Annotated in this window: 10 protein-coding genes; 3 read left to right on the plus strand and 7 right to left on the minus strand. The window is 72.1% G+C overall.

Annotation, left to right across the window (positions count from 1 at the left end):
• Window positions 1-28: 28 nt before the first annotated feature.
• Together CCN51_RS39600 and sigE are read right to left on the minus strand one after the other, a co-directional pair.
• Window positions 29-928: an anti-sigma factor family protein gene (locus tag CCN51_RS39600; protein ID WP_014176675.1), complete on the minus strand. Its 900-nt coding sequence runs from the start codon at window positions 926-928 to the stop codon at window positions 29-31.
• Window positions 925-1707 (minus strand): RNA polymerase sigma factor SigE, encoded by a 783-nt coding sequence (sigE, locus tag CCN51_RS39605; protein ID WP_078610905.1) that lies wholly within the window; start codon window positions 1705-1707, stop codon window positions 925-927. The genes CCN51_RS39600 and sigE overlap by 4 nt, the downstream gene beginning before the upstream one ends.
• A gap of 131 nt (window positions 1708-1838) precedes the next feature.
• On the opposite strand from sigE, the gene CCN51_RS39610 reads away from it, so the two are divergent.
• A complete protein-coding gene (locus tag CCN51_RS39610) occupies window positions 1839-2504 on the plus strand; it encodes an O-methyltransferase (protein WP_063647542.1) in 666 nt (221 codons plus the stop codon).
• A gap of 194 nt (window positions 2505-2698) precedes the next feature.
• Here CCN51_RS39610 and CCN51_RS39615 read toward each other — a convergent pair whose 3' ends face one another.
• Window positions 2699-2866, minus strand: a complete 168-nt coding sequence (locus tag CCN51_RS39615) for a DUF3117 domain-containing protein (RefSeq protein WP_003966491.1) — start codon at window positions 2864-2866, stop codon at window positions 2699-2701.
• Window positions 2867-3235: 369 nt separating this feature from the next.
• Here CCN51_RS39615 and chcB point away from each other — a divergent pair, with 369 nt between their 5' ends.
• Complete coding sequence (gene chcB, locus CCN51_RS39620) at window positions 3236-4039, plus strand: 2-cyclohexenylcarbonyl CoA isomerase (protein ID WP_014176678.1); 804 nt, start codon at window positions 3236-3238, stop codon at window positions 4037-4039.
• A gap of 89 nt (window positions 4040-4128) precedes the next feature.
• Here chcB and CCN51_RS39625 read toward each other — a convergent pair whose 3' ends face one another.
• Window positions 4129-4725: a DNA-3-methyladenine glycosylase I gene (locus tag CCN51_RS39625; protein ID WP_014176679.1), complete on the minus strand. Its 597-nt coding sequence runs from the start codon at window positions 4723-4725 to the stop codon at window positions 4129-4131.
• Window positions 4722-5264, minus strand: a complete 543-nt coding sequence (locus tag CCN51_RS60300) for a DivIVA domain-containing protein (protein WP_014176680.1) — start codon at window positions 5262-5264, stop codon at window positions 4722-4724. The genes CCN51_RS39625 and CCN51_RS60300 overlap by 4 nt, the downstream gene beginning before the upstream one ends.
• Before the next feature lie 119 nt (window positions 5265-5383).
• Between CCN51_RS60300 and folP the strand changes: the two genes are divergently transcribed.
• Window positions 5384-6244 carry a dihydropteroate synthase gene (gene folP / locus CCN51_RS39635; RefSeq protein ID WP_014176681.1) on the plus strand — a complete coding sequence of 287 codons (861 nt, stop codon included), beginning with the start codon at window positions 5384-5386 and terminating at the stop codon, window positions 6242-6244.
• A 55-nt stretch (window positions 6245-6299) separates the two neighbouring features.
• On the opposite strand, the gene CCN51_RS39640 is transcribed toward folP, so the two are convergent.
• Window positions 6300-7049, minus strand: a complete 750-nt coding sequence (locus tag CCN51_RS39640) for an LOG family protein (protein WP_014176682.1) — start codon at window positions 7047-7049, stop codon at window positions 6300-6302.
• A 124-nt stretch (window positions 7050-7173) separates the two neighbouring features.
• The coding region (dapE, locus tag CCN51_RS39645; RefSeq protein WP_086860679.1) for a succinyl-diaminopimelate desuccinylase at window positions 7174-8155 on the minus strand (982 nt) is incomplete at its 5' end.

Genomic DNA, 8155 nt, shown 5'->3' on the forward strand with positions numbered 1-8155 from the left:
CGGGCGGCGCGCCGCCCGTCAGCCCCTGCTACTTCGGGGTCGCGCTGAATCCGTGGTACGGCGGGGTCCGCGTCACCGGCTGGGAGGGGTCCGCCATCTGGGTCGGTGCGGGCGTGGCCGCGGCGGCGCGCAGCAGCCGGGTGGCCGCCAGGATGGGCTGGATCAGCGGGTCCGGGACGCCGCCGGATGCCTCCGTGAGGGTCCGGGAGTGCGTCGTACTCGGGGAGGTCGTGTCCACCGGGGCGGCCACATCCTGCAGCCCCACCTCACGGCGGGTGCGCTCGCGCAACCCCATGGTCTCGGTCTCGTCGACCGCGGAACTCACGCCGACCGGGCTCACCGCACTGTCCGAGCCCTCCGCCTGGCTCCCGGGCGAGTCGACCGCCGCGTCCAGCGGCAGCGCGGCGCCGAGCGCGAACGCGGCCAGCGACACCGCCCCCGCGGCCGCGAAGGCGAACCGCCGGCGCGGAGCGGGGCGCCCGACCTCATGGATCCGGAACCCGCGCTCGCGCGGGACGGCGGCGGACGAGGCGGCCGGACTCACCGCCCGGCTTGTGGGCAAAAACGCAAAAGCCTGCTCCCGCGCCTCGTGCACGCCACGAACGCCCCGGGTGTCCGGGACGCCGAAGACGCTCGAGCCGCCGAACGGCGGGCTGTCGCCACCGCCGCCGTCGGCCTCGTCCGCCGACAGGCCCGGCAGGCCCTGGAGCCGCGCGAGAAAGCCCTCCGAGGGAGCGGGGGGCGCCGTCTGCGCGAATACATTTTTCAGCCGCCGCTGAGCGTCGGCCTCCGCCTTGCATTTGCAGCACGTCGCGAGGTGCGCGAGCACACGCTCACGCGCGTCGTGCCCCAGCTCGCCATCGACCAGAGCTGCAAGGCGGTCGCCGAGATGCTGCTCGGCGGGGGACTGACCGCCTGACCGGGTCACGCGATTCCGACCTCCCCGCTCAACCGGGGCGCGGTGGCGGGGCGGGGCACCGCCGTCACCGTGCGCTGCTCGGCCCGGGCCTCGGGCGAGCGGTGCTTGAGGGCCTTGCGCAGATGCGAGCGACCACGGTGGATCCGGCTGCGCACCGTGCCGAGCTTCACACCGAGGGTCGCGGCGATCTCCTCGTACGACAGCCCCTCGATATCGCAGAGCACGACGGCCGCGCGGAACTCCGGCGCGAGGGTGTCGAGGGCCTGCTGCACATCGGCGTCGAAGTGCGTGTCGTTGAAATGCTGCTGGGGAGAGGGCTCGCGGCTGGGCAGCCGCTCGGCCGCGTCCTCACCGAGCGCGTCGAAGCGGATGCGCTGGCGGCGGCGGACCATGTCGAGGAAGAGGTTGGTGGTGATGCGGTGCAGCCACCCCTCGAAGGTCCCGGGGCTGTAGGTCGACAGCGAGCGGAAGACCCGGACGAAGACCTCTTGGGTCAGATCCTCGGCGTCGTGCTGATTGCCGGTGAGGCGGTACGCGAGGCGGTAGACCCGTGCACTGTGCGTGCTGACGATCTCCTCCCAGGTAGGAGGTGTCCACGCCGGAGCGTCCGCGTCGGTGGCGAAGGTCGCGGTCGTAGCGGTATCGACGGAACGAGGACGGTCAGCAATGTCGGTCACGGATTTCGGCTCGCCCGCTGACCTGCGAAAGCGCCTCAGCACTCTCCGATCACCGGCCGCAGCCGCACCTCCCCTGTCGGCTCTGGTGGTGTCCAGTAGAGCCCCTACCATATCCACCTCGCCCGTTAGCTCCGGATAAGCATTTTTGACCTGCATTTGTTCGCGATCCATATGCTCCCCCCCTTCCCTTCCAACGCCCGGTCCCATCTGCGGGTTCCCGGGCGCAGCGGCTACAGTCACGCTTGCGTCAACTACGGGGACAGGAGAGGGCCATTACCGCCAACCGGCAGACGAGCTGGGCGTTCGCCGATGCGTTCGTCGCCGAGGACGCAGCCCTGCGCTGGGCCCGTGACCGGGCCCGGGAGGCGGGGACGCGCTCGGTGTCGTCCGGCACGGGCGCGGCGCTGCGCCTGCTCGCCGCCGCCGCGGACGCCAAGGCCGTCGCCGAGATCGGCACCGGGGCCGGGGTCTCAGGCATCCATCTGCTCAACGGCATGCGGCCGGACGGCGTGCTGACCACCGTGGACTCCGAACCGGAGATGCAGCAGTTCGCCCGGCAGGCGTTCCGCGCCGCCGGCTTCACCGGGAACCGGGCGCGCTTCATCCCGGGGCGGGCGCTGGACGTCCTGCCGCGGCTCGCCGACGGCGGCTACGACCTGGTGTTCTGCGACGGCGACCGCTCCGAATGCCTCGACTACCTCGGTGAATCGTTGCGCCTGCTGCGCCCCGGCGGGCTGGTCTGCTTCGAGGGCGTCTTCGCGAACGGCAGGACCGTGGACTCCGCGGTGCAGCCGGCCGAGGTACTGCGCCTGCGCGAGCTGCTGCGCACCGTACGGGAATCCACCGTGCTCCAGTCGTCCCTGCTGCCCGTGGGCGACGGACTGCTCTGCGCGGTCAAGCGCGGGTAGGCGCGGGGGCGGGCGGGACCGGGCGGATCAACTCACCCCGGAGTCACCGCACCGGACCACAGCACCCCAGGTCAGAACAGACCGGATCAAAACACCACGGATCGAAACCTCGTATCAAAGCACCGCCCCGGCGGCCGGTATATGTCCATACCGGCCGCCGGGGCGGCACACGGGTGGTGGTGGGACCGATGGCTTCAGCCGACAACCTTCTTCAGGGCATCGCCGAGCGCGTCGGCCTCGTCCGGTGTCAGCTCGACGACGAGACGACCGCCGCCTTCGAGCGGAACGCGCATGACGATGCCCCGCCCCTCCTTGGTCACCTCGAGCGGGCCGTCGCCCGTCCGCGGCTTCATGGCCGCCATGCTCGTTCCCCTTCCTGAAACCAGCTCATCGCAGCCGACAACCCAGGTGTCACCGGCATCGAACACGTTGCTTCCTTGCCATTATCCCGCATGGCACGACCCGATGACCAACATCAGTCGGCAACCCCTGCACAACGCGCTCACCCAAAACCACCCAATTCGGGGAGGGGTCGCGATACCGTACGGGCGCCGATGCCCGGGGCGCGTCCCGGCGGTGGTTCACGAAGCGCCGGATTCTTTGACGCAGGTCACATGTCGGTCGCGCCGATCTTTCGGCATGCTGAGCGCTGACCGCCGCGCCGGGGCCCGGACCGGGCCACCGATGCGGCGCCGCCCGAGCCGCGCCCCAGCCGCACCGGAGGACCCACCATGGCCGACACCGTGCTCTACGAGCTGACCGACGGACTCGCGACGATCACCCTCAATCGTCCCGACGCCATGAACGCGCTCAACATCGACACCAAAGTCGCCCTGCGCGACGCCCTGCTCCAGGCCGCCGGGGACCCGGCCGTACGGGCCGTGCTGCTCATCGGCACCGGCCGCGCCTTCTGCGTGGGCCAGGACCTCAAGGAGCACATCGAGCTGCTGGCGGCCGACCGGGCGAGGGAGGGCGAGGGCTCGACCATGAGCACCGTCGGGCTGCACTACAACCCGATCGTGACCGCGATCGCCGGGATGCCGAAGCCGGTCGTCGCCGCGGTCAACGGGGTCGCGGCGGGCGCGGGCGCGGGCTTCGCGTTCGCCGCCGACTACCGACTCGTCGCCGACACGGCCTCGTTCAACACCTCTTTCGCCGGGGTCGCCCTCACCGCCGACTCCGGCGTCTCCTGGACCCTGCAGCGGCTGATCGGCCACGGCCGCGCCACCGACCTCCTGCTCTTCCCGCGCTCGATCAGCGCTCAGGACGCCTACGACCTGGGCATCGCGAACAAGGTCGTCCCCGCCGCGGAGCTGGCCGCCGAGGCGGCGGCGGTGGCCCGGCGGCTGGCGGAGGGCCCGACCGCGGCCTATGCGGCGATCAAGGAATCCCTCGCCTACGCGGCCGGGCACGGCCTGACCGAGGCACTGGCCAAGGAGGACGAGCTGCAGCGGCGCGCAGGCGCCTCGGAGGACCACCTGGCCGCGGTGGACGCGTTCGTCAAGAAGCAGAAGCCCACCTTCACCGGCCGGTGAGGCTCCCCTTCTGAGGGCCTTCTGAGGGCCTTCTGAGGGTTCGGCTCTCCCCCGGCTACCGCTGAGGGAGAACCGAGCCCGGAACGGACTCAGGCGCCCCGGACGAGGCAGTCGGCCAGGTGGTCGTTGACCAGGCCGCACGCCTGCATCAGGGCATAGGCCGTGGTCGGTCCGACGAAACGAAAGCCGCGCTTCTTGAGGTCGCGGGACAGCGCCGTCGACTCCGGGGTGATCGGAGCGATGTCCTCGAAGGTCCGCGGCGCCGGGCGGCCGACCGCGTTCGGAGCGTGGGACCAGATCAGCTTGTCCAGCTCGCCCGGCGCCAGCTCGGCGGCCACCCGCGCATTCGACACGACGGCCGAGATCTTGGCCCGGTTGCGGATGATGCGGGAATCGGCGAGCAGCCGCTGCTCATCCGCTTCTGTGAACTCCGCGACCGCCGCGATCTTGAACCCGGCGAACGCGGCACGGAAGCCCTCGCGGCGGCGCAGGATCGTCAGCCAGGACAGACCGGACTGGAACGCCTCCAAGGAGATCCGCTCGAACAGGGCGTCGTCGCCATGGACCGGGCGGCCCCACTCGGTGTCGTGGTAGACGCGGTAGTCGGCCATGTTCTCGGCCTCCAGCCCACCCCATGGACAGCGCAGCAGCCCATCCGGCCCCAGCACCACCTCCCCGGCGCTCACGCGCCCTCCCCTTCCGGCCCGCGCGGCGGGACATCCGGCGCGGGCGGATACTGCGGCGGAGGGTCGTACGGGTGCGGGGACAGGCCGTGGGCAGGCAGGTCGTGGGTGGGCAGCCCGGGCGGCGGCAGATCGCGCGGGAGACCGGGCGCGGCGATGTCGTGCGGCGGCAGGCCAGGCGGGGCGATGTCGTGCGGCGGGAGACCGCCGGGCTGCTGCCACAGCCCGGGCCCGCCGTGGGCCGACGCCTGCGCTCCGGCCAGGGCCGTCTCCAGCTCGGCGATCCGGGCGTCGCGCTCGGCGAGCTCGGCGCCGAGCCGGCCCAGCACATCGTCGACATCGGCCATGCGGTAGCCCCGCACGGTCATCGGAAGGCGCAGCGCCTCCACATCGGCGCGGCCCAGCGGCCGGTCGGCGGGCAGCGCGTCATCGAGCCGGTCGGGGGGCGCCTCGGCCAGCGCGCCGCCGTCGCCACCTCCGGTGACCGCGACCGTGACCGCGCCGACCACCACGACCAGCGCGATCAGCAAGAACCAAAACACGACGATCGTCTCCCCGGGTGCGCGCGTACGTCCTACCAGTCTGCCTCGATCGTGCCATGCCCCACCGACAGTTATCGTCGCTCGCAGCCCCTCAGGGGAGGAAGCGAGAGGAAGTGCGGATGCTACGGCTCGGACGGCGTGAGTTCGGCGAGAACGAACAAGTGATCATGGCGATCGTGAACCGGACGCCGGACTCCTTCTACGACCGGGGGGCCACCTTCCAGGACGGGCCCGCCCTGGACCGTGTCGAGCAGGCGGTGGCGGAGGGCGCCGCCATCGTCGACATCGGCGGGGTGAAGGCCGGTCCCGGCGAGGAGGTGAGCGCCGCCGAGGAGGTGCGGCGCACGGTGGGTTTCGTGGCCGAGGTGCGCCGGCGCCACCCGGACGTGGTGATCAGCGTGGACACCTGGCGCCACGAGGTCGGGGAGGCGGTCTGCGGGGCGGGCGCGGATCTGCTCAACGACGCATGGGGCGGGGTCGACCCCAAGCTGGCCGAGGTCGCGGCCCGGTACGGCGCCGGTCTGGTGTGCACCCACGCGGGCGGCGCCCAGCCGCGCACCAGGCCGCACCGGGTCGCGTACGACGATGTGGTGGCCGACGTCCTGCGGGTCACGCTGGAGCTCGCGCGGCGCGCTGTCGAGCTGGGCGTGGAGCGTGAGTCGATCCTGATCGACCCGGGCCACGACTTCGGCAAGAACACCCGGCACTCGCTGGAGGCGACCCGGCGGCTCGGCGAGCTGGCGGAAACCGGCTGGCCCGTGCTGGTCTCGCTGTCCAACAAGGACTTCGTGGGCGAGACGCTGGACCGGCCGGTCAAGGAGCGGCTGCTGGGCACCCTCGCGACGACCGCGATCTCGGCCTGGCTCGGCGCCCGGGTCTACCGGGTGCACGAGGTGGCCGAGACCCGCCAGGTGCTGGACATGGTGTCCTCCATCGCCGGTCACCGGCCCCCGGCGGTCGCCCGGCGCGGTGTGGCCTGACGGCGCGCCGGGCGGCGGGTCGGCCGACGGGTGAGCCGGCGGGGCGGCAGGTGGGTCAGCCGCCGGACTCCTTCGTCATCAGGTCGACCACCTCGTCCACGTCGTCGGTGAGGCGGAACAGCTCCAGGTCCATCGGGCTCGCCTTGCCCTGCGCGATGAGCGTGTCCTTCACCCAGGCCACCAGGCCCGCCCAGTAGGCGCTGCCGTAGAGCACGATCGGGAAGCGGGTCACCTTCTTGGTCTGCACGAGGGTCAGCGCCTCGAAGAACTCGTCCAGGGTGCCGACCCCGCCGGGCAGCACCACGAACCCCTGCGCGTACTTCACGAACATCGTCTTGCGGACGAAGAAGTAGCGGAAGTTCACGCCGATGTCGACGTACGGGTTGAGGCCCTGCTCGTACGGCAGCTCGATGCCGAGCCCGACGGAGACCCCGCCCGCCTCGCACGCGCCCTTGTTCGCCGCCTCCATCGCTCCCGGGCCGCCGCCCGTGATCACCGCGAACCCCGCCTCCGCGAGGGCCCGCCCGATCCGCACCCCGGCCTCGTACTCCGGCGACCCCTCCGGCGTACGGGCGGACCCGAAGACGCTGACCGCCCGGCCGAGGTCGGCGAGCGCGCCGAAGCCCTCGACGAACTCCGACTGGATGCGCAGCACCCGGAACGGGTCCTCGTGCACCCAGTGCGTCGCCCCCTGGGAGTCCAGCAGCCGCTGGTCGGTCGTGCCGGGCCGCATCTGCTGGCGTCGGCGCACGACCGGGCCCTCGCGCTGCTCCTGCAGCGTCCGCTCGTCCTCGGCGTTGCCCATGTGTGCTCCCTTCGCCACGATCTGCCTCCGATCAGCCGCAGATCTGTCGTTCAGCGTAGGCCCCTGGATTCGGCACGTCAGCCAAGTCGGGACGGTGGCCGTGCCGGCCCGGACGGCCGGGCGGTCAGGCGGTCAGCCAGGCCCGCAGGCGCTCCTCGGCCTCCAGCACCGCCGCTGTGTTCACATGCTCCTCGCGGGTGTGTGCGAGGAGCGGATCGCCGGGTCCGTAGTTGATCGCGGGCACGCCGAGCGCCGAGAAGAAGGCGACGTCCGTCCAGGCGTCCTTGGGGGCCGGCTCCGTGCCGATCGACTCGACGAAGGCGGCCGCGGCCGGGTGGGACAGGCCCGGCAGCGCGCCCGGCGCGCTGTCCGTGGCCTCCACCTCGAACCCGTCGAAGACCTCGCGCACATGCGCAAGCGCCTCGGCCTCGGAGCGGTCGGGGGCGAACCGGTAGTTGACGGTCACGGCGCAGAAGTCCGGGATGACGTTGCCCGCGTGGCCGCCCTCGATACGCACCGCGTTGAGACCTTCACGGTAGGTGAGCCCGTCGATGTCCACGCGGCGCGGCTGGTAGCCGACCAGCCGGTCGAGGATGGGCGCGGCCTTGTGGATGGCGTTCTCGCCGAGCCAGCTGCGCGCGGAGTGGGCGCGCTTGCCGCTGGTGGTGACCCGCACCCGCAAGGTGCCCTGGCAGCCGGCCTCGACCTTGCCGTCGGTGGGCTCCAGCAGCACCGCGAAGTCGGCGGCCAGCCACTGGGGGTGCCGCTCGGCCAGCCGCCGCAGCCCGTTGAGCTCGAGGGCGACCTCTTCGTGGTCGTAGAAGACGAAGGTCAGATCGCGATTGGGGGCGGGCACGGCCTGGGCGATGCGCAGCTGTACGGCCACGCCGGACTTCATATCGGAGGTGCCGCAGCCCCACAGCACGCCTTCGCCGTCGAGCCGGGAGGGCACGTTGTCGGCGATCGGCACGGTGTCGATATGTCCCGCGAGCACCACCCGCTCCGCCCGCCCCAGGTTCGTCCGGGCCACGACGGCATCCCCGTCGCGGTCGACGGTCAGATGCGGCAGGGCGCGCAGCGCCTCCTCGACGGCGTCGGCGAGCGCC

Origin of the sequence: Streptomyces milbemycinicus (assembly GCF_002154605.1) — a bacterium.
In the GTDB taxonomy this organism is placed as follows: Bacteria; Actinomycetota; Actinomycetes; order Streptomycetales; family Streptomycetaceae; genus Streptomyces; species Streptomyces milbemycinicus.